Source organism: Cupriavidus sp. 86D6 (assembly GCF_057815095.1).
Genome location: NZ_JBYPSB010000008.1, coordinates 74,790 through 94,753 on the forward strand (window position 1 = coordinate 74,790; position 19,964 = coordinate 94,753).

18 protein-coding genes are annotated in these 19,964 nt (G+C 68.0%); 9 read left to right on the plus strand and 9 right to left on the minus strand.

Going from position 1 to position 19,964, the window contains the following annotated elements:
• Nucleotides 1–12: 12 nt before the first annotated feature.
• The 6 genes from AC3G88_RS19010 to AC3G88_RS19035 form a co-directional block, all read right to left on the minus strand.
• Nucleotides 13–870, minus strand: coding sequence for an amidohydrolase family protein (locus tag AC3G88_RS19010; RefSeq protein ID WP_488773421.1), 858 nt, complete (start codon nucleotides 868–870; stop codon nucleotides 13–15).
• Nucleotides 867–1,790, minus strand: a complete 924-nt coding sequence (locus AC3G88_RS19015; RefSeq protein ID WP_488773420.1) for an SMP-30/gluconolactonase/LRE family protein — start codon at nucleotides 1,788–1,790, stop codon at nucleotides 867–869. Before AC3G88_RS19015 ends, AC3G88_RS19010 begins: the two co-directional genes overlap by 4 nt.
• A gap of 9 nt (nucleotides 1,791–1,799) precedes the next feature.
• Complete coding sequence (locus tag AC3G88_RS19020; protein WP_488773419.1) at nucleotides 1,800–2,804, minus strand: Bug family tripartite tricarboxylate transporter substrate binding protein; 1,005 nt, start codon at nucleotides 2,802–2,804, stop codon at nucleotides 1,800–1,802.
• A gap of 126 nt (nucleotides 2,805–2,930) precedes the next feature.
• A complete protein-coding gene (locus AC3G88_RS19025) occupies nucleotides 2,931–3,875 on the minus strand; it encodes a hydroxyacid dehydrogenase (protein ID WP_488773418.1) in 945 nt (314 codons plus the stop codon).
• Nucleotides 3,872–4,570 carry an RraA family protein gene (locus tag AC3G88_RS19030; RefSeq protein ID WP_488773417.1) on the minus strand — a complete coding sequence of 233 codons (699 nt, stop codon included), beginning with the start codon at nucleotides 4,568–4,570 and terminating at the stop codon, nucleotides 3,872–3,874. The genes AC3G88_RS19025 and AC3G88_RS19030 overlap by 4 nt, the downstream gene beginning before the upstream one ends.
• 48 nt (nucleotides 4,571–4,618) lie before the next feature.
• On the minus strand, nucleotides 4,619–5,542 hold the full coding sequence (locus tag AC3G88_RS19035; RefSeq protein ID WP_488773416.1) for a tripartite tricarboxylate transporter substrate binding protein: 924 nt from the start codon (nucleotides 5,540–5,542) through the stop codon (nucleotides 4,619–4,621).
• Between the two features lie 222 nt (nucleotides 5,543–5,764).
• Here AC3G88_RS19035 and AC3G88_RS19040 point away from each other — a divergent pair, with 222 nt between their 5' ends.
• The 5 genes from AC3G88_RS19040 to AC3G88_RS19060 all read left to right on the plus strand — a co-directional run bounded on the left by AC3G88_RS19040 (nucleotide 5,765) and on the right by AC3G88_RS19060 (nucleotide 11,466).
• Nucleotides 5,765–6,493, plus strand: coding sequence for an IclR family transcriptional regulator (locus AC3G88_RS19040; protein ID WP_488773415.1), 729 nt, complete (start codon nucleotides 5,765–5,767; stop codon nucleotides 6,491–6,493).
• A gap of 218 nt (nucleotides 6,494–6,711) precedes the next feature.
• Complete coding sequence (locus AC3G88_RS19045; protein ID WP_488773475.1) at nucleotides 6,712–7,410, plus strand: DUF3348 domain-containing protein; 699 nt, start codon at nucleotides 6,712–6,714, stop codon at nucleotides 7,408–7,410.
• A gap of 6 nt (nucleotides 7,411–7,416) precedes the next feature.
• Nucleotides 7,417–10,032 (plus strand): DUF802 domain-containing protein, encoded by a 2,616-nt coding sequence (locus tag AC3G88_RS19050; RefSeq protein ID WP_488773414.1) that lies wholly within the window; start codon nucleotides 7,417–7,419, stop codon nucleotides 10,030–10,032.
• Nucleotides 10,029–10,694, plus strand: a complete 666-nt coding sequence (locus AC3G88_RS19055) for an OmpA family protein (RefSeq protein WP_488893773.1) — start codon at nucleotides 10,029–10,031, stop codon at nucleotides 10,692–10,694. Before AC3G88_RS19050 ends, AC3G88_RS19055 begins: the two co-directional genes overlap by 4 nt.
• The gene (locus AC3G88_RS19060) at nucleotides 10,687–11,466 is read left to right on the plus strand and encodes a DUF2894 domain-containing protein (protein ID WP_488773412.1); all 780 of its coding nucleotides are present in this window, start codon (nucleotides 10,687–10,689) and stop codon (nucleotides 11,464–11,466) included. The genes AC3G88_RS19055 and AC3G88_RS19060 overlap by 8 nt, the downstream gene beginning before the upstream one ends.
• A 43-nt stretch (nucleotides 11,467–11,509) precedes the next feature.
• Here AC3G88_RS19060 and AC3G88_RS19065 read toward each other — a convergent pair whose 3' ends face one another.
• Nucleotides 11,510–12,814 (minus strand): MFS transporter, encoded by a 1,305-nt coding sequence (locus tag AC3G88_RS19065; RefSeq protein WP_488773411.1) that lies wholly within the window; start codon nucleotides 12,812–12,814, stop codon nucleotides 11,510–11,512.
• 254 nt (nucleotides 12,815–13,068) lie between these two features.
• Between AC3G88_RS19065 and AC3G88_RS19070 the strand changes: the two genes are divergently transcribed.
• The 4 genes from AC3G88_RS19070 to AC3G88_RS19085 all read left to right on the plus strand — a co-directional run bounded on the left by AC3G88_RS19070 (nucleotide 13,069) and on the right by AC3G88_RS19085 (nucleotide 17,508).
• Nucleotides 13,069–13,899 (plus strand): alpha/beta fold hydrolase, encoded by an 831-nt coding sequence (locus AC3G88_RS19070; protein ID WP_153948297.1) that lies wholly within the window; start codon nucleotides 13,069–13,071, stop codon nucleotides 13,897–13,899.
• A 151-nt stretch (nucleotides 13,900–14,050) separates the two neighbouring features.
• Complete coding sequence (locus AC3G88_RS19075) at nucleotides 14,051–15,286, plus strand: NADH:flavin oxidoreductase/NADH oxidase family protein (protein WP_488773410.1); 1,236 nt, start codon at nucleotides 14,051–14,053, stop codon at nucleotides 15,284–15,286.
• Between the two features lie 153 nt (nucleotides 15,287–15,439).
• A complete protein-coding gene (locus tag AC3G88_RS19080) occupies nucleotides 15,440–16,348 on the plus strand; it encodes a DUF2950 domain-containing protein (RefSeq protein WP_488773409.1) in 909 nt (302 codons plus the stop codon).
• Nucleotides 16,349–16,353: 5 nt separating this feature from the next.
• The gene (locus tag AC3G88_RS19085) at nucleotides 16,354–17,508 is read left to right on the plus strand and encodes a DUF3300 domain-containing protein (RefSeq protein ID WP_488773474.1); all 1,155 of its coding nucleotides are present in this window, start codon (nucleotides 16,354–16,356) and stop codon (nucleotides 17,506–17,508) included.
• Nucleotides 17,509–17,615: 107 nt separating this feature from the next.
• Here AC3G88_RS19085 and AC3G88_RS19090 read toward each other — a convergent pair whose 3' ends face one another.
• Together AC3G88_RS19090 and AC3G88_RS19095 are read right to left on the minus strand one after the other, a co-directional pair.
• Nucleotides 17,616–19,061 carry a DUF1254 domain-containing protein gene (locus tag AC3G88_RS19090; protein ID WP_488773408.1) on the minus strand — a complete coding sequence of 482 codons (1,446 nt, stop codon included), beginning with the start codon at nucleotides 19,059–19,061 and terminating at the stop codon, nucleotides 17,616–17,618.
• 159 nt (nucleotides 19,062–19,220) lie between these two features.
• Nucleotides 19,221–19,916, minus strand: a complete 696-nt coding sequence (locus tag AC3G88_RS19095; RefSeq protein WP_488893774.1) for an HD-GYP domain-containing protein — start codon at nucleotides 19,914–19,916, stop codon at nucleotides 19,221–19,223.
• Nucleotides 19,917–19,964 lie beyond the last annotated feature (48 nt).

Below are 19,964 nucleotides of genomic sequence, written 5' to 3' on the forward strand. Positions count from 1 at the left end.
TTGCGGTACGACTCAGGCTGGGGCCATGTCCCCGAACCCGTAAAGCGATTGCGGATTGCGAACCAGCACCTGCTGCGCCGTATCGGACGATCCACACCAATCCACGAATGTGTGCAGCACGGCGGCATCGTCGATCGGACGACTGCCTCTGGCCTGCGCCGTGGGGTGCGGCCAGTCCGACCCCCAAAGCATGCGCTCGGGCGCCAGCTTCAGGAAGCGCGCAGCCAGCGGCCGCATGTCGCCGTAGTGCGGCGCGCCTTCCAGCGATTCGATATAGGGCCCGGACAGCTTCACCCACGCCTTGCCGGCCGCCACCAGGCCGGCGATCACGCGGAAGGCCGGCTCTGCCTCCGGCTTGCCAGGCGGCAAGTGGCCGTAGTGATCAAACACCATCGGCACCGGCAGCGCAGCGAGCATGCCGGCCGCGTCGGGCAGCCACTGGGGTGGCAGGTTGAGCTGGACATGCCATCCGTATGCGGCAATCCGCGCGGCCAGCTTGGGCAGATCGTCGAGCGATACGGGCGCGGCCAGCGTCAGGTTCAGCCGGATGCCGCGAACGCCCGCCCGGTGCAGCCGCGCCAGTTCGTCGTCGGCGACATTGGCGGCCACCACGGCCACGCCCCGTGCGCACGGGCCCAGTGCCGCGATGGCGTCTGTCGTGCTGGCGTTGTCGGTGCCATAGGTCGAAGGCGTCACCACGATCGCGCGCTGCGTGCCCAGCCGGCGCTGGACCTGGCGATAGTCGTCGGCCGACGCATCGGGCGGCCGCAACGTCGCGCCCGGCGCCACCGGATAGCGGCTGTCATAGACGTGCACATGGCAGTCGCAGGCCCCTGCGAATGCGGCGGCGGGGCTTGCGCCGGTGCTCATGCCAGACGTCCCCCATGCACCGGGGCACCGCCTTCCGGCATCGGCACGCACAGGATCGAACCGGTGGTGGATTCGGTCATCAACAGCGTCTTGCCGTCGGCCCCGCCGAAGCACAGGTTGGTCAGCGATGCCCCGATCGGCGTGCGAATGACTTCGACCGGCTCGGCGCGGTGGTTGAGCACCCAGACATAGCCCAGCCCCGGATTGGCCACCAGCAGGCAGCCATCGGCGCGCATGGCCAGCCCGTCGGGGCCGCTCGGCCCGTACGACGTGAAGAACTGGCCGACCTTGCTGACCGAGCCATCGGCCTGCAGCGGCACGCGCCACACGCAATTGCCGCGCGTCATGGCCACGTACAGCACCTTCTCGTCCAGCGACAGGACCAGGCCGTTGGGGCTGGGCGCGTTGGCCAGCAGCACATCCAGCCTGCCATCGGGCGCCAGCCGATACACGCGCCCCGTGGGGTCGTGCATGCCGGTCTGGCCCTGGTCCGTGAAATACAGGTTGCCGGCCGAATCGAAGGTCAGATCGTTGACGCCCCGGAATCGCTCCGAATTGCGCCGCGCCAGGAACGGCGTGACGGTGCCGGTACGGGCATCCAGGCGCATCAAGCCATTGCGGTAGTCGGTAATCAGGAAATCGCCGCCAGCCAGACGTTTCATGCCGTTGGGCTCGCCGTCGTACTCGGCAATCTGTTCCCAGTCGCCCTGCAGCGATACGCGAAAAATCCGGCCGTAGGGAATGTCTGTCACCCAGAGATGGCCGTCCGACCAGACGGGCCCTTCCAGGAACGAATCGGTGGCCGCGCCGCCGCGATTGGCCAGCGACCAGGCGTTGTCCCGATCGTGCCGGCGAAACGCGTCGGGCAGGCGGGTGAGCACTGCGGCGTCACGGACGGTGGGAGGCTGAAGCAGCAGCATCGCGACCCCTTATTGCTTTTCGATATTGGCCTTCTGCGCAACGGTGGCCCATTGCGCAGTTTCCCGCTGGATCAGCTGCGCAAACGCGGGGCTGTCCAGATTGCCCGGCTGCGAGCCCATCCTGGCCAGGAAGTCCTTCATGTCGGGCGACTGCAGCGCCTTGTGGACTTCGGCCTGCAGGCGGTCGACGACTTCCTTCGGCGTGCCCTTCGGCGCGGCCAGGCCCGACCAGTTGAACAGGCTGAAGGCCGGCAGGCCGGCTTCGGCAAACGTCGGCACATTCGGGAACACATCGACACGGCTCTTGCCGCTGATGGCCAGCAAGCGCATCTGATTGCCCTTGACCGGCGCCAGCGCGGTTGGCGTGGACACCACCAGCAGGTCGACGCTGCCTCCCAGCAGGCCCACCATGGCCTCGCCGGCACCCTTGTACGGCACGTGCATCAGCTTGATGCCGGCGGCCTGCTGGAACGCCTCGGCGGCAAAATGCGGAGAACTGCCGGGGCCGCCCGAGCCGAACGTCACTTCGCCCGGATGCGCCTTGGCGTAGCTGACCAGCGACTGCAGGTCCTTGAAGCGCGAATCGGCCTTCACGCCCACCACCACCGGCGAGAACGCAAACGGTGCGATGGGCACCAGCGCGGTCTGATGGTCCCAGTTCAGCTTCCTGAAGACATAGGGCAGCGTGGTGTACGAATTGTCGTTGGCCAGCAGCGTGTAGCCGTCTGCCGGCGCGTTCACCACCTGCGAGGTGCCGATCGTGCCCGAGGCACCCGGCTTGTTCTCGACCACGAAGCTCTGGCCCGTCTGCTGGGTCAGCTTCTGCGCCACCTTGCGGGTCACCACATCGACGGCGCCGCCCGGGGGGTTGGGCACGACGATCCGCACCGGCTTGTCGGGATACGCCGCCAGCGCTGGCACGCCCAGGCCGGCCAGTGTCGCGGCGGCGGCCAGCGGTACCGCCAGACGGGCACACGAACGGAACAATGAGGGAAAAAATGCGCGATGCAACATCGTTGTCTCCTGGCAACTGTGACGGGTATGGCTGACGCCAAACCCGCCGCGATGCCTGTTTCTGTCTGTGGAAGCCGGGGCTTCCCTTACACCGTGACACCCTTACACGGTTACACCGTTACGCCGTTATACCGCCGTGGCGGCGTCCCGCAGCACGGCCAGCACGTTCTTCGCCGCGCCCACGCCCATGTTCACGTAGGCCGCGTCGCTGACACCGCCGATATGCGGCGACAGGATCAGGTTCTCGATCTGCTGGAACGGATGCGGCACGGTCATCGGCTCCACCGCGAAGCTGTCCAGGCCGGCCGCATACAGCTTGCCGCTGGCCAGCGCCTCGGCCAGCGCCGGTTCGTCGATCAGGCCGCCACGCGCCGTGTTGACCAGGATCGCGCCGTCCTTGAACTGGGCCAGCGTCTCGCGGTTCAGCATGCCACGGTTGTCGTCGGTCAGCGGGCAATGCAGCGACACCACATCGGCCTCGCGATACAGCTGCGGCAGGTTGTCCACCCGCGTCACGCCCTGGGGCACCGTCTTCGCATAGGGATCGAACGCCATCACGCGCATGCCCAGCGCCACGCCGGTCACGGCGGCACGACGGCCAATCTCGCCCAGGCCCACGATGCCCAGCGTGCGGCCGTTCAGCTCGATGCTCTTGTGGATCGCCTTGTCCCAATGCCCGGCGCGCATGCGCGCGTTCAGGTGCGGCACGGCCTTGGCGCAGGCCAGGATCAGTGCCCATGCGTGCTCGGCCACCGCGGCGGCGTTGGCGCCCACCGCCGCCTTCACGGCGATGCCGCGCTGCGCGGCGGCGTTCTGGTCGATCACGTCGATGCCGCTGCCGTGCTTGGAGATCACTTTCAGCGACGGCGCGGCATCCATGACCGTCGCGCCCACCTTGCCGTAGCGCACGATGATGGCCACGGGGTCCTTTTCCAGGGCCAGCGCCAGCACGGTTTCCTCGCTGCATTGCTTGCCGGCGAAGACCACCTCGAAATCCTTGAGCAGTTCCAGCGCCTGCGGCGCCAGGTCATTGCCCGTGACCAGCAGTACGGGTTTCTTCGCGATGCTCACAGCGATTCCCCTTCGGCCAGCACGCCAGCGGCGCGCAGTTCCTTGTCGAGCCAGCCCGGACGCAGGTCGCCGGCCTTGATGGCGGCAATGCGCTTGGCTTCGGCATCCACCTTCTTCTGCGCCAGTTCCAGGATGGCCGGCACGTCTTCGCGCGGGATGACGACCACGCCGTCGGCGTCGCCCACGATCAGGTCGCCCGGATTGACGGCCACGCCCGCCACCGAAGCGGGCCAGTTCACCAGGCCGCCAATGGCCTTGGTGGGGCCGCACGGATTGGTGCCGGCCGAGAAGATCGGAAACTTGCCATGGGCCAGTTCGTGCGAATCCCGCACGGCGGCATCGATCACGAAGCCGGCCAGTCCCGAAGCCTGCGCCTGCGTGGCCATGATCTCGCCGCACAGCGCGGCCGTCTGGTCGCCCTTGCCGTCCACCACGATCACATCGCCGGGCTTGCCCAGCGCCAGCGCCACGTGGAACATCAGGTTGTCGCCGGGACGCACTTCGACGGTCAGTGCCGGGCCGCACACCTTCATGGCCGGCGACAGGCCCTGCACGCGGGCATTCAGCGTGCCGCGACGGCCCACCACATCGGCCAGGATGGCGGCCTGGAACTTCGACGCGCGCGCCACCAGTTCGGGCGAAACGCGCTCGAAATCACGGCGGATGGCGGGGGATGCTTTGGCTTGGGTGCTCATGTACGACTCCAGATATGACGGACAAACAAGGGGGTCCAACTCGGGGGATTACTTTGTGGAAGCGAGCTTCCACAGGCTTTCGAACTTGCCGCGCTGCGTGGCCATGTGCTGGGTCCACGCCGTGCCGGACAGGTAGGAGATGCCGCGCGCCTCGTTGACGGCGCGGGCCAGAAATTCGGGGTCTTTCGTCGTGGCCTCGATGGCGTCCTGCAGACGCCTGGCGATCTCGGGTGGCAGGCCGCGCGGTGCCGCAAAGCCACGCTCGGACGAGATCGTGATGTCGAGCTTCTGCTCGCGGGCCGTCGGCACATCGGCCAGCAGACCGGGGCGGCGCTCGGTGCCCAGTTGCGCCAGCACCTTCACGTCCTTCGACGCCCGGTCGGCCTCGGTGAATTCGGTCGTGCTCATGGCCATCACGTCGATGTGGTGGCCCAGCAGGCTCGTCTTGGTCTGCGACGTGCCGGCGAACGGAATGTGATTGACGCGGGCGCCAGTGGCCTGCTGCAAGGCCAGCGCGGCCATATGGCCATTGGTGCCGATGCCGTTGCTGCCCATCGACAAGCCTTCGGGGTTGCCCTTGAGCTGCTTCACCAGATCGGCCAGCGACCCCAGCTTGCTGTCGCCCGCCACCACGAACATGGCCGGATCGTCGACCACGCGGGCCAGTGGCACGATGCCGGCCGGGTCGTACTTGGGCTTGCGCTGGATCGGAATCGTCAGCAGCGAAGGCGTCGACACGATGCCGATCGTGTAGCCATCGGCCGCCGCCCGCGCCAGCGCCGAGTAGGCAATCTCGCCCGAGGCGCCCGGCTTGTTCACCACCACGATGCGGGCCTTGCCGCCCAGATGCTTCTGCAGGTACGGCGCCATCGCGCGCGCCAGCAGGTCCGTGCCGCCCCCGGCGGCAAAACCGACGTAGACCTCGATGGGCCGGTCGTCGGGCCAGGCCGCGTGCGCGGACATGGCGGTCATCGCAAATGCCGCGACGAAAAGCGATCGCAAGGATCGGGGGGACCGGACTTGACGCATTGGTTGTCTCCGTTTTGCTGCGTTGTACGATGTACAACAGCGTTTCATAAATTTGAGACAACTATAGTCCGTAAAGGTCGCGACTCCACTTGGCGTATACCCGTGTACGGTACAAAACGGCGTTGTACACAGTACAATCATCGAAATTACGTACCGGAACCAACAATGAGTAACCACGGGGTAGCCGCCGTCGAAAAGGCGCTTGGTTTGCTGGACTGCTTCCGCCTTGGCGCGGAGGTCCAGTCGCTGGCGCAACTGTCCAGCAACTCCGGCATGCACAAGACGACGGTGTTCCGTCTGCTGAATTCGCTGGAGCGGATGAGCTATGTGGTGCGCACGGCCGACGGGCGCTATGCGCTGGGGCCGCGTGTGCTTTACCTGGGCAAGCTGTACGAGCAATCGTTCCAGCTCGGCTCGCTGATCGAACCCGTGTTGCAGGAACTGGCGCTGGCCACCCGCGAAAGCGCGTCGTACTACGTGCTGCACGGCGACGAGCATCGCATGTGCCCGTATCGCGCCGAGCCGAGCGAGGGCCTGCGCGAGACGCGCCTGCCGGGCACCATCCTTCCGCTCGACGACACGGCCATCGCGTCGGTGCTCAAGTACTGGGGCAAGGCGGACGAATCGGCCCGGCGCGACGAGCCGCTGCCGTGGTTCACCGCCGGCGTGCGCGACATCTACACCGCAGCCTTCGCCACGCCGCTGTTCGGCGCCGGCGACAAGTTCATCGCCGCGCTTGCGCTTTCCGGCCCGGCCTCGCGCCTGGAGGCGGCGGATCGCGCCGAGATCAGCCGCGCGCAGCTCGTGGCGGCCACCAAACTGTCAAGGCTGCTGGGCGCGAGTCCGGCATGGTGCGAGAAGATCTACGGCACGGGGAACGTCCCGCACGACTGAAGCCTGTGCCGTGACATCGGCCGCCGCCCTCCCCCGGCATTCCCGCCCGGGCGAAGGGGCTTTCCGCAATGGATGGCCTGGGTCCGCCTGCCGGATGCACGCTCGGCGAGAGGTGGCGTGTCCGCCAGACCAAGCTGGCGATCTTCATCGTCTTCCCTGATTTGCCGGCGCTACCGGCCCCCGACCGTGTAAACTCCCCGTTTTTTCATCCTGGCGACATGATGCAAGTGCCACAGCGCACGGGTCTCAGCGGCCCGAAACTGCTACGCCTGCTGGCTCGCCTGACGGATGCCGGTGCCTCTGGCGCCGCGCCGTCGTTGTCTGCGGTGATGAGCCGGTGGCTGGGCTGGACCGACGCCATCGCGCTATCGGCCGCGCTCAACGGCAATCCGCCGGAAGTGCCGTCCGGCGCACCGGCGCGGGTAAGCCATGGCAGGCCTTCACCGATGGGTGACGCCGCCGGCGCCCATGTGCGCGCCCAGTTGACCGCGGCGATCACGGGCCAGGCCTCGTCGGCCGATACCCGTCGCCGCATGCCGTCGCGCGCCGCCGCGCCCGATCCGGCCGAAGCCGACTTCGCCGTGCATCGCCAGCGCTACGTGACGCTGCAGCAGCAAATGGAACACGAGATCGCCGGACTGCGTGCGCGGCTGCGTACGGCCCTGGCGGCGCGGACGGCGCCGGCGGGGCGGCTGGCCATGCTGGATGCCGTCATGGAGCAGGTGCTCGGCCCGCGCGAACAGGCTGTGCTGGCCGCCGTGCCTGGGATGCTGGAACCGCATTTCACACGGCTGCGCGGCGCTGAGGGCGCGTGGCTCAACGAATTTCGCAGGGATATGCAGAGTGTGCTGCTGGCCGAACTGGAGATCCGCTTCCAGCCGGTGGATGCGCTGCTCGCGGCCCTGCGCGAAAGCTGAATCGACATGAAGAAACCTTTCACAACCGTTGCCGCACCCCTGGCGGTCTTTCTTGCGGGCCTGGCCGTCGTCGGCTGGGTCGGCGCGGGCTACGCCGGCACGAACGCGCTGGCGCTGGCCGTCACGTTGATCATCGGCGGCTTCTATGTGGGCGGCGCACTGGAACTGCGCCGCTACCGCGACGCCACGCCCACGCTGACCGCCGCGCTAGCCGACCTGGCCACGCCGCCAGCGAGCCTTGCAGCGTGGCTGGACCGCCTGCATCCGAGCCTGCGCAACGCGGTGCGCCTGCGCGTGGAAGGCGAGCGCGTGGCCCTGCCCGGCCCGGCCATGACGCCGTATCTGGTGGGCCTGCTGGTGTTGCTGGGCATGCTCGGCACCTTCCTCGGCATGGTCGGCACGCTGCGCACCACCGGCGTGGCGCTGGAAAGCGCCGCGGACCTGCAGGCCATCCGCGCGTCGCTGGCCGCCCCGGTCAAGGGCCTGGGCTTCGCGTTCGGGACGTCGGTGGCCGGCGTGGCCACGTCCGCCATGCTTGGGCTGCTTTCCGCGCTGGTCCGCCGCGAGCGGGTGCAGGCGGCGCAAATGCTCGATGAACGCATCGCCACCACGCTGCACGTGCATTCGCGCCATCACCAGCACGACGCCGTGTATGCGCTGCTGCAGCGGCAGGCCGAGCTGATGCCCGTGCTCGTGGACCGGCTGGAAACCATGACCACCGCGATGGCCCGCCAGAACGAAGCCCTTGGCGAGCGCCTGTCAGCCAACCAGGATGCCTTTCACGCGCGCACCGACGCCGCCTATGCGCGGCTGGCCGACACCGTGGGGCAGTCGCTCAAGGAAGGCATCGCCGATAGCGCGCGTGCCGCCAGCGCGGCCATCCAGCCCGCCGTGGACACCACGATGGCCGGTCTTGCCCACGAAGCCGCCACCGTGCGCGACACCGTCACGCAGACCGTGCAGCAGCATCTGGACAGCCTGTCCGCGCGCTTCGCGGCCACGACGGCCGCCGTGACCGACACCTGGCAGCAGGCCCTGGTGCAGCACCAGCAGGCGAACACGGCGCTGACGTCCGACCTGCGGACATCGCTTGACGGTTTCGGGGAAGCTTTCACGGCACGCTCGTCGGCAATGGTCGACGCAGTGGCTGCCCGTCTCGACGCCGCCAACGCCGGCGCGGCCCGTACGTGGGATGCGGCGCTGTCGCGGCTGGAGCAATCGGGTGCCGCACTCGCCGGCGCCGGCCGCCAGGCCATGGCCGACGCCTCGTCCGCCTTTGCCCAACACGCCGCCGGCATCGCCGCCACGGTCAGCCAGTCGCACGCCGACCTGCAAGCGCAACTGGCCGCGCAGGAGACAGCGCGCCAGTCGGCACTGGCCGCCAGCGACGAAGCCCGCCTGTCCGCCTGGCGCGACACGCTGGCCGCCATGGCCACGACCATGCGTGACGAATGGCAGCAGGCCAGCGCTACGGCGGCGGCCCGCCAGCAGGACGTCCACGATGCGCTATCGCAAAGTGCCCGCGACATCGCCACGCATGCCCAGGCCCACGCCGCCGGCACCGTGGCCGAGATCGACCGCCTGCTACAGGCCGCATCCGGGCTGCAGGCCGAACTGGCATCGCGCGACGAAGTCCGCCTGACCGCATGGCGCGACACGCTGGCCGCCATGGTCGCAACCATGCGCGACGAATGGCAGCAGGCCAGCGCCACGGCGGCGGCCCGCCAGCAGGACGTGCACGACGCCCTGTCGCAAAGCGCGCGCGACATCGCCACGCACGCCCAGGCCCACGCCGCCGGCACCGTGGCCGAGATCGACCGCCTGCTGCAGGCCGCATCCGCGCTGCAGGCCGAACTGGCATCGCGCGACGAAGCCCGCCTGACCGCATGGCGCGACACGCTGGCCGCCATGGCCGCAACCATGCGCGACGAATGGCAGCAGGCCAGCACGCAATCGGCCGATCATCAGCGGGAAATCCGCGACGCCCTGTCGCAGACCGCCCACGACATCGCCACGCACACGCAGCAGCAAGCCAGCGAGACCATCGCCGAGGTGGCCCGTCTGGCCCAGGTGGCAACGGAGGCGCCCAAGGCGGCTGCCGACGTCATCGCCGAACTGCGCCAGAAGCTGACCGACGGCATGGCGCGCGACAACGCGATGCTGGAGGAACGTGGCCGCCTGCTGGAGACACTGGGCACGCTGCTCGACGCCGTGAACCACGCTTCCACCGAACAGCGCACGGCGGTGGATGGCCTGGTCACGACCACGGCCGACCTGCTGGAACGCGTGGGCACGCGCTTCACCGAGCAGGTGGCGCAGGAGACCGGCAAGCTGGACGGCATTGCCGCGCAGATCACCAGCAGCGCCGTCGAGGTGGCGAGCCTGGGCGAAGCATTCGGCGCGGCGGTGCAGCTGTTTGGCGCCTCGAACGACAAGCTGGCCGAGCACCTGGCCCGCATCGAGGCCGCGCTCGACAAGTCGATGTCCCGTAGCGACGAGCAACTGGCCTACTACGTGGCGCAGGCCCGCGAGGTGGTCGATCTCAGCATGCTGTCGCAGAAGCAGATCCTGGAGAACCTGCAGCAGTTTTCCGCGCAACAGTCTGGGGTCGAGGCGGCATGACGGACGATATCGACGCCGGCGTGGAGCCGACCGTCCCGGCCTGGGCGGTGTTTGGCGACCTGATGTCGGTGATGCTGGGCGCCTTCGTGCTGGTGCTGCTGGGCGTCATCGGCGTGCAGATGGAGCTGTCGGCACGGCTCGAGAACGAGGTCAAGCAGCGGCAGGCGGAGCTCAAGCGCCGCCAGACGCTGGAACAGGCGCTGGCCGGGCCGCTGGCAGCCGGCCGCGTCACGCTCAAGGATGGCCGCATCGGCATCAGCGGCAACGTGCTGTTCGCGCTGAACTCCGACCAGTTGCAGCCCGAGGGCCGCACCCTGCTCAAGAGCCTGGCGGCGCCGCTGTCGGCCTATCTGGGCGCGCGCGACGAGATCCTGATGGTGAGCGGCTTCACCGACGACCAGCAGGTCAGGGAAGGTAACCGGCGCTTCGCCGACAACCTGGAACTGTCGGCCCAGCGGGCGCTGACCGTGACCCGCGCGCTGATCGAGTCGGGCGTGCCGCCAGCGTCGGTGTTCTCGGCGGCGTTTGGATCGCAGCAGCCGGTTGCGCCCAATGCCACGGAAGACAGCCGGGCGAAGAACCGCCGCGTGGAAATTGCGCCAGTGCCGCGCATCTCGGCCGGTGGCGGCGCCACGGCAGCCCAGTCCAAACCCGATGCATAGCGAAGAATTGCGCGACGAGCCAACCGCCGACCCGCGCGAGGAACGCCGCGACGCCCGCGCCCGGATCGACGGCTGGCGCGACAGCGGCGCCGACCGCGCCGATCCGGTTCGCTTCCGCTTTATCGACGCACTGGCCCGGCGCGCATCGGCCTACGATGGCGAGCCGCGGCGACGGCTGGAGCAGCGCCTGGCTGCGCTGGTTGCCGATTTTGGCGATCGGTTGTCGCGCGCCGGGATCGAGGCGCCTGCGTCCGGCACGTCGCTGCAGCGGGCCGACGCCCACTCCGGCCTGGCCGCCCTCACGGCGCGGCTTGGCCGGGCCTATCCGCAGGACGCTCTTCCGGACCCGCATCCGGCGGCAGATCCGGCCGCACCGCCGGGCACCCGCTCCGCGTCCCAGGTACCGGGCGCATCCGGCACGCCGGCTGCCGTCAACGCGCATCGCGCCCGACACGCCGAGCCGGCGCTGGCCGACTATTTCCGCGACACCTGGGCGCGCGTCAGCGTCGATCGACAGTTGCGCGATTCGCAGGCCGGTGTGCCGGAAAACGCCGGGCCGTTGAACACGAATCACCTGGTGCATCGCTCGCTGTCGCTGATGCGCGAGGTGTCGCCCGGCTATCTGGAGCAGTTCCTGTCGTACGTCGATGCGCTGTCTTGGCTGGAGGGCATGCACGCCATCTCGCTCGTGCCCGACCGCGAGGCGCCACGCGCCCCTGCCCCGCGCAAGGCGCGGACCAGGTCGTCCCGGTCCGGGAGCGGCACGGCCTGAGCGACGGTGCCCGCACCGCCCTCAGGCCAGCAGGTGACGCCGGTCAGGCGGGCTCCCGGCCAGGCGGCGACGCGGGCGCAGGGTCCTCCGCGACGGGCTCGCCATCGCGCGTCGCAATCAACGCCTTGGGCGTGAGCGGAATCAAGGCCAGGATCAGCGCGTACACGGCTGTGGTGGCCATCACGCAGTACACGAATCCGTGCGACGGCGCGCTGTTGTAGATCCACGACCCGAGCAGGTCGCCGGCACGCCCGGACAGCGCGAGCACGCCATCCACCAGCATCATCAGCGTGCCCTGCAGGCCGGGCGGACAGGATCGCATCGCCAGATCCAGGTAGGCGGCGGTGGCAATGCCGCCCATCAGCCCGGTCGGCGCCGCCAGCACCAGCGCCAGATCGGCCGACTGGATGAACGCCAGCGGAATCATCTGCGGCACGGCGATGATCGTGCCCCACCACAGCAGCTTGCCCAGCGCGACCCGCTTGCACAGGTAGCCGTAGATCAGGAAAGTCGGCACGAAGGCGGCGGCGAAGATGCCGTTGTAGTACGAGTACACGCTGTCCGACGCATGCAGCTCGTTGGTCAGGTAGAACTGCAACGGCGTGGCCGAACCCGGGGCGAAGTTCCACAGGAAGCAGATCAGCACCGCCGGATAGACGGCCTTGTGCCGGACCAGCCTTTTGATGTTCCCCACGAAGTCGGTGGCGCGGGCCTGCCTCCGGTCATAGAGCTGCCCGAACACCGACGGCGGCTTCCAGAGCGCCAACGCCACGATCATCAGGTTGAAGACGGCCACCAGGTAGATGGCCTGCCTGGCGGCCAGGTGGTCGGACACGTAGCCCGAAGCGAAGGCGCCTGCCACCACCGGCACGGCGCTGATCACGTTCCACAGCGCGCTGAGCCGGCCGGACATCAGCTTTTCCTGGCCGACCAGGGCGATCAGCCCCTGACAGGCCGCCGCCACGAAGCGGAATGCCAGCATGGCCATCAGCGTGCCCACCAGCAGGCCCGGATAAGAAAAGCCCGAATGGGCCATCCAGACGCAGGCCAGCGCCGTCAGCGGCGCAAAGACCAGGAAATAGCCGCGATCGCGCATGCCGAACGGGCTCCACTGGTCGCGTGCCAGCCCGAACACGAACGCCACATAGACGGGGATGCCCGTCACCAGCCGGAACGTGGAAATCTGCGTGGCCGTGGCGTGCAGCTCGTTCTTGAGCATGTACGACGTCTGGATGTCGACCAGGGCGCCGGCCGGCGTCGCCAGGTAGACGAACAACGTCAGCCATCCGAAATACACCAGCGTTCGGTCGCTGCCCGTGTCGTCCCCACGACCAGAATCGGCCCGCATCGTCGCACCTGCCTGAGCCTGCCCGGAGTAAGTGTAGGAAAAAATCGGGGCACCGGCCCCGGCGGTCGCCAGTTCTCACCAACTGAAAAAGCTTGACCCTGAGGTGGACTTCAATCCTACAGTGGTCTCTGGCCCGAACGATGCGCTGGACAATTCCCGGCACGACGGGCCGCGCCCGGCCGCGGCGTACCAGCGCCGCCCGCCGGATTCCCGCATCGAGGCTTGATGGCCGCACCACTCAGGAGAAGCGAATCATGGGATACGTCACAACCAGCGACGGCGTTGATATCTTCTACAAGGACTGGGGACCACGCGACGCACAGGTGATCTTCTTTCATCACGGCTGGCCGCTGAGCGCCGATGACTGGGACGCCCAGATGCTGTTCTTCCTGGCGCAGGGATACCGGGTCGTGGCCCATGACCGACGCGGCCATGGCCGGTCCAGCCAGGTCTGGGACGGACACGACATGGACCACTACGCCGACGACGTGGCGGCCGTGGTGAAACACCTGGGCGTACAGAAGGCCGTCCATATTGGCCACTCCACGGGCGGCGGCGAGGTCATCCACTACGTTGCCCGCCATGGCGAGGACCGCGTCGCCAAGGCCGTGCTCGTCAGCGCGGTGCCGCCGTTGATGGTCAAGACCGAAAGCAACCCGGGCGGCCTGCCCAAGGACGTCTTCGACGGTTTCCAGGCGCAGGTCGCGGCCAATCGCGCGCAGTTCTACCTCGACATTCCCACCGGACCGTTCTATGGCTACAACCGGCCCAACGCCAAGCCGTCCGAAGGGGTCATCCGCAACTGGTGGCGCCAGGGCATGATGGGCAGCGCGAAGGCCCACTACGATGGCATCGTGGCGTTTTCGCAGACCGATTTCACCGAGGACCTGAAGCGCGCCACGATCCCGGTCCTGGTCATGCACGGCGACGACGACCAGATCGTGCCCTATGCCGACTCGGCCCCGCTGTCGGCCAAGCTGCTGAAGAACGGCACGCTGAAGACCTACCCGGGATTTCCACACGGCATGCCCACGACCAACGCCGACACGATCAATGCCGACCTGCTGGCGTTTGTGCGCAGCTAATCACCTTTAACATCGATCCCTCCAGCAGGCCCGCCCCGATTTCCGAGGCGGGCCTTTTGCATGGCGCGGCCGGACCGGTCGCACAAAAAGGCCTTGACCTTGAAGTTGACTTTAATCTTAGAGTCGAGCCTCGATCCAACGAGGTGACCTCATGAACGTGTTCGACAAGCTCGTCCTTCGCAACGGTTCCAGCATTCCGAACCGCATCGCCAAAGCCGCGATGGAAGAGAACATGGCTGACGCCGACCATGCGCCGTCCGACGCGCTGATTCGCCTGTACCGGGCGTGGGCAGACGGCGGCGCCGGCCTGCTGCTGACCGGCAACGTGATGGTGGACGGCCGCGCCATGACGGGGCCGGGGGGCGTTGTGCTGGAAGACGCCACGCACCTCGACAGGTTCCGGCGCTGGGCCAGCGCCGGGCGCGCCAACGGGGCGCAGTTCTGGCTGCAGATCAACCATCCCGGCCGCCAGATGCCCGCCAGCCTGCGGCAGCCCACGTGGGCGCCCTCCGCCGTGCCGATGGCGCTGGGCAACATGTCCAGGCACTTCAGCCCGCCGAAGGCGATGACCCAGGACGTCATCGAGGATGTGATCCGGCGCTTTGCCCGCACCGCGCAACTGGGCGAACAGGCCGGCTTCACGGGTGTCCAGATCCACGCTGCGCACGGCTATCTGCTTAGCCAGTTCCTGTCGCCGCTGACCAACCTGCGCAACGACGCCTGGGGCGGCCCACTGGAGCACCGCGCCCGCCTGCTGGTCGAGATCGTCAAGGCGGTACGGGCGGCGGTCTCGCCGGGGTTCGCCGTCGCGGTCAAGCTCAATTCCGCGGACTTCCAGCGCGGCGGCTTCAGCGTCGAGGACGCCCGCGAGGTCGTGAAGATGCTCGACAACCTGGGCGTCGACCTGGTGGAACTGTCGGGCGGCAGCTACGAGGCGCCGGCCATGCAGGGTCAGGCGCGCGACGGCCGCACGCTGGCCCGGGAAGCCTACTTTGTCGAGTTCGCGCAGGACATCCGCGCCGTGGCGACGATGCCCGTGATGGTCACGGGCGGCATCCGCCGCCAGCCGGTGGCCGAGCAGGTGATCCGCAGCGGCGTGGACATGGTGGGCATCGGCACCGCCCTGGCCATCAACCCCAACCTGCCGCGCGACTGGCTGGCCGGCAAGGACAGCGCACCGGCGCTGCCGCCGATCACGTGGAAAAACAAGGCGCTGGCGTCGCTGGCCAACATGGCGGCGGTCAAGTTCCAGCTGCGCAACCTGAGCCGGGGCAAGGCCACCCACCCCGGGGTGTCGCCGTTGCGCGCGCTGATCCTGCAACAGATGTCCGATGCCTGCCGCGCACGCAAGTATCGGCGCTGGGCGGCGCAGCGCGTCAGGGCCTGAGTGTCCCGGGGGCCCGCACGGGTTACCCCAAAGTGCCATTGCGCCCCGTCCGCCCGCCCATAAAATGAAGTAGCGGGCGGGCCGCCGGGCCGCCGGGAACGTCGCCGCCCGCGCCAGCCGATGTCCGGCACCACGCGCAAAGGAAGCCATGACATGACCATGCGGCCGGGACCATTTCGGATGCGCCTGGGTTCGCCACGATCGTGGGGCCTGGCGACGGTGTTATCGCTGCTGGCCCCCGTGGCGCTGGCCCAGCAGCTTTTTGGCACCGCCCAGGACGGCATGCTGGCGTTCGGCCAGGCCGTGCTGGCTGACGACCAGCCCGCGCTCACGCAAATGCTCGGCGATGACTTCCGGGCCATCGTCCCGCCCGTCGGCGACGCGGCCCGCGAGACGTTCGTGCGCGCGTGGAACGTGTCCCACACCGTTCGAACGGCCGATGGCCATGCATTCATCGTCGTGGGCGACGACGGCTGGACCCTGCCCGTCCCGCTGGTGAAACGCCCGGCGGGCTGGCAATTCGACACCCGGGCCGGCCTGCAGGAAATGCGCGTGCGCCGGATTGGCCGCAACGAACTTGCCGCGATACAAACCCTGCTGGCCATCCGGGACGCGCAGGACGACTACGCCGAGACCACGCACGACGGCGAAAAGCTCCACGTCTACGCGAGCAAGCTGGCGAGTTCGCCGGGCAGGCACGACGGCCTGTACTGGCCGACCGGGCCCAGCGAGCCGCCGAGCCCGCTTGGCGAGGCCTTCAGCCATGCCAGCCGCCCGAACCAGGGCGAGGACGGCTACAACGGATACCGCTTCAAGCTCCTCAGGGCACAGGGCAAGCATGCCCAGTCCGGCGCAATGAACTACATGGTGGACGGCAAGCTCTTCGGGGGCTTCGCGGTGATCGCCTGGCCCGTGCGCTATGGCGACACCGGCGTGATGACGTTCATGGTGAATCACCTCGGCATCGTCTATGAACGCAATCTCGGCCCGCAGACCGACATGAAGGCGTCCGGCACCGAGACCTTCGATCCAGCCCCGGGCTGGAGGCGGGTATCCCCATGAAGCGCATGGCCATCGCAACGGGCTGCGTCGCGCTGATGCTGGCGGGGTGCCAGACGCACCCGCCAACCACGGGCGCCCCGGACAGCGCCGCGCCATCGCCGGCGTCTGCCCAGGCCCAACTGGACCAGGCCCGCCTGGCCGCCGTGCAGAAACCGGCCGGTGCCGCGTACAAGCCCGAGGAGATCGAGGCGCTGGTGGCGCCCATCGCCCTGTATCCGGACAGCCTGCTGTCCCAGGTGCTGATGGCATCCACCTACCCGATGGAAATCGTCCTGGCCGCCCGCTGGCTCAAAGCCCATCCGGACCTGAAAGGCGACGCCGCCATCCAGGCCGCGCAAAGCGAGCCGTGGGACGCCAGCGTCAAGTCGATGCTGGCCTTTCCGCAGGTGCTGGCGCCGATGAACGACAAGATCGACTGGACGCAGAATCTGGGCGATGCCTTCCTGGCGCAGCAGAAGGATGTCTTCGATGCCATCCAGCGGCTGCGCGCCAAGGCGCGGCAGGCCGGCAACCTGCAGTCCAACGCCCAGCAGACGGTCACCACCCAGACCACCGCGGCGGGCCAGAGCGTCGTGATCATCGAGCCCGCCAACCCGCAGACCATCTACGTGCCGGCGTACGACCCCGGCGTCGTGTACGGCCCGTGGGCCTATCCCGCGTACCCGTACTACTACTGGCCGCCCTACCCCGCCTACTATCCCGGCTACGGCTCGGGCATCGCGTTCGGCGTGGGGCTGATCACGGCAGCGGCGATCTTCGGCAACTGCGACTGGAACAACAACAACGTCCATGTCGAACATCACAAGGCCCGCAATATCGACCGAAACTTCGATGCCAGCAAGCTGAGCGGAGACCGCTGGCAGCATGACGCCCGCCATCGCCAGGGCGTGGCCTACCGCGATAGCGCGTCGCGCGAGCGGTTCGGACGCAGTTCGCCCGGCGCGGAAGCCCGCAATGGGTTCCGGGGCCGCGACGGCAGCGCGGGCCGTGACAGCGGGTTCAACGGGGTCGGCAATGGCCGTGGCGAGATGCAACGCGACATGAACCGCGGCAATTCGAGCCTGGGCTCAGGCTCGAATCGTGGAAATGCCGGCGGCTTCCGTGGCGGCGGCGGTGGTGGGCGTGGATTCGGCGGCGGCGGCCGGGGTGGGCGGCGCTAGGCGAAGCCCCTGCGGCTGCCGGCGTCACTGCCGGCGTCACTGCCGGCGTCGCTGCCGGCATCGCCGCGCCCCGTTCGTTCATACCGGGCCTGCAGGCAGCGACCGGCTCACTTCACCGGTTCGAAGTCGCCCGGCTTCCAGCTCTTGTCGAATGCCGCCGCCTCCGGGCCGTAGATGCGGATGTAGGCAAACCATCCCTTGCCCGGCGTGGTCTTGATCCAGCGGCCTTCCTTGCCGGCCGGCGCGGTCGGGCCCACATAGAGATCCAGCGGGGCGTCAGTCGGCACATCCTTGAGTTCAAACAAGGAGCGCAGCGCTGCCTTGTCCTGGTCGGTCTGCACCTGCGAGCGCGTTTCGGCATCGTAGATGGTGACCGACCAGAACAGCTTGCCGGGCACCGGCTGGGGCAAGGTCACCTTGTAGTGCTTGCCGCCATCGAGGAATGCCCCGCTGCCGTCGCGCACGGCCATCCAGTACAGCGAACCAGCGCCGGCACTGCGCCGGAACATGGCGGGCGACGTGACGATGGCCTGGGCAAACCAGCGGTCGCGCGATTCCAGGTCCATGCCTGCCGGCGTCTCGAACTGCGCGCTGCCCGGCGTCAGGCCGACCCACTCCCACTTCCGGTCAGGCCAGTTCACCCGGTCGGGGCGGGCGCTGTCGAAGGCCGACACCAGCATCTGGTCACGCCCGGCCCTGGCCGCGCGCTCCAGGATGTCCTTCATGCGTGCATCGGGTTGGAACGGCTTGCCTTTCTCGATACCCAGTTCGGCCAGCAAGCCGTACATGGGCAGGAATTGCGGCACGATCCGTTCCTCGTCGATGATCTTCTGCAACACCTGCCAGAACTGGAGATTGCCTTCCCAGCGCAGCGACGAGCTGTCCATGCGCTGCTCGGTCGTATCGACCAGCTTCAGCGGCACCGGACTCGCCGCCGACGACAGCGGGTAGATCCGGATCGCCCGCAGGGCATTGAGCGCGCGGGGCAGGTCTCCGCCGACCGGCAGCGCGCGCACCGCGAACAGGTTCTTTACTGAAGGCGACGTGCCAACGTGGTAGCCCTTGGGGATCTTTCCCTTGTAGCCGGCCGGCACCACCAGGTGCTTGCCGCCCTTGCCGGCATCCGGCCCCGGAATACCCACGTCCTGCACCCAACCCTGGTTGTGATCGTCTACCAGGCCAATATAGGGGCCGGGCGGCAGCTCGATGACGACCGGGCCCTGACTCAGGTCGATCACGGCCGATGCATAGGGCGTGTCGGAATTCAGCGTGAAGCCGACCTGCCTCGGACCGGCCGCCGCCATGCCCCACGACTCTCCATCCTTGATCCCGAGTTCCCGGTTGCCGTTGAAGATACCTTCCACCGAGACCGTCGGATACCAGAACCGATACGCCGTCATGGCGCGCTGGAAATCCGCATCGTTGCGTGCGGCCTGTGTGGTCTGCGCCGTCGGATAGCCGCGCTCGAATACATACCCCGTGGCGCCTTGGGCGAAGCTGCTGGCCGATGCCGCTACCAGCAGCGTGAACAGCATCATCCTGGAACGTGTCATGCGGATTCTCCGTGGAAGTTGGCATGCCGCGCCATGTGGATCATGGCAGGCATGGCAATTGCCGATCGAGCATATCGCAAGGCACACCTGCCCCATGACGGCCCGATGTTGAATGTTTTGATGGAGAGATTTAAGAGAAATGGACAGGTGCCAGAGCCATCATGGCCGGCCAGCGGGTAACGGGTCCGGACGAAACGGCGGCGTTGCCAGTGCGACGGCAAACACGTCGACCAGCGCCGGGTCATACAGACTTCCCGCCCCGTCGCAAATGGCCGCCATGGCCAGTTCGTGTGGCATGCCCGGCTTATAGACCCGCGCGCTCACCATCGCATCGTAGGAATCGGCGAGCGCCACGATGCGGGCGGAGAGCGGGATGTCCCGCCCGCGAAGGCCGGCGGGATACCCCGAACCGTCCCATCGCTCGTGATGGTAGTGCGCGACTTCCTCCACGGATTGCAGTTGCGCGGCCAGCGTGGCGCAATCGCGCCGCGTCGCCCCGGCGATATCGCTGCCCATCGTCGTGTGGCGCTTCATGGCACCGTATTCGGCCTGGCTCAATTTCCCGGGCTTATGCAGGACTTCCGGCGGCACCCCGATCTTTCCGATGTCGTGATGGCGGGCACCCACCACGAACAAGCTGGCTTGTTCGGCGCTGATGACGTACCCATCCAGGTTCCATGTTCGCAATACCTTCAGCATGACGCGGACAATCTGGGAAGTCCTGTAGCCATGGCGCGCGATCTCCACGTCGTCCAGATGCAGGCGGGTGTCGCGATGGAAGGGCCCGATCGGACGCCCAATCCGTCGCGCATAGGACAGCGCATGCCTGATCAGCATTTCATTTGCAGTCGTCATTGAGATCCCCCGGATCGTTCAATATCACTGCACCCGACACGCGGGATT

Coding starts and splice junctions, on each gene's coding strand:
- AC3G88_RS19010 (WP_488773421.1), bottom strand. CDS start 870: ATGAGCACCGGCGCAAGCCCCGCCGCCGCATTCGCAGGGGCCTGCGAC.
- AC3G88_RS19015 (WP_488773420.1), bottom strand. CDS start 1,790: ATGCTGCTGCTTCAGCCTCCCACCGTCCGTGACGCCGCAGTGCTCACC.
- AC3G88_RS19020 (WP_488773419.1), bottom strand. CDS start 2,804: ATGTTGCATCGCGCATTTTTTCCCTCATTGTTCCGTTCGTGTGCCCGT.
- AC3G88_RS19030 (WP_488773417.1), bottom strand. CDS start 4,570: ATGAGCACCCAAGCCAAAGCATCCCCCGCCATCCGCCGTGATTTCGAG.
- AC3G88_RS19035 (WP_488773416.1), bottom strand. CDS start 5,542: ATGACCGCCATGTCCGCGCACGCGGCCTGGCCCGACGACCGGCCCATC.
- AC3G88_RS19040 (WP_488773415.1), top strand. CDS start 5,765: ATGAGTAACCACGGGGTAGCCGCCGTCGAAAAGGCGCTTGGTTTGCTG.
- AC3G88_RS19045 (WP_488773475.1), top strand. CDS start 6,712: ATGATGCAAGTGCCACAGCGCACGGGTCTCAGCGGCCCGAAACTGCTA.
- AC3G88_RS19050 (WP_488773414.1), top strand. CDS start 7,417: ATGAAGAAACCTTTCACAACCGTTGCCGCACCCCTGGCGGTCTTTCTT.
- AC3G88_RS19055 (WP_488893773.1), top strand. CDS start 10,029: ATGACGGACGATATCGACGCCGGCGTGGAGCCGACCGTCCCGGCCTGG.
- AC3G88_RS19060 (WP_488773412.1), top strand. CDS start 10,687: ATGCATAGCGAAGAATTGCGCGACGAGCCAACCGCCGACCCGCGCGAG.
- AC3G88_RS19065 (WP_488773411.1), bottom strand. CDS start 12,814: ATGCGGGCCGATTCTGGTCGTGGGGACGACACGGGCAGCGACCGAACG.
- AC3G88_RS19070 (WP_153948297.1), top strand. CDS start 13,069: ATGGGATACGTCACAACCAGCGACGGCGTTGATATCTTCTACAAGGAC.
- AC3G88_RS19075 (WP_488773410.1), top strand. CDS start 14,051: ATGAACGTGTTCGACAAGCTCGTCCTTCGCAACGGTTCCAGCATTCCG.
- AC3G88_RS19080 (WP_488773409.1), top strand. CDS start 15,440: ATGACCATGCGGCCGGGACCATTTCGGATGCGCCTGGGTTCGCCACGA.
- AC3G88_RS19085 (WP_488773474.1), top strand. CDS start 16,354: ATGGCCATCGCAACGGGCTGCGTCGCGCTGATGCTGGCGGGGTGCCAG.
- AC3G88_RS19090 (WP_488773408.1), bottom strand. CDS start 19,061: ATGACACGTTCCAGGATGATGCTGTTCACGCTGCTGGTAGCGGCATCG.
- AC3G88_RS19095 (WP_488893774.1), bottom strand. CDS start 19,916: ATGACGACTGCAAATGAAATGCTGATCAGGCATGCGCTGTCCTATGCG.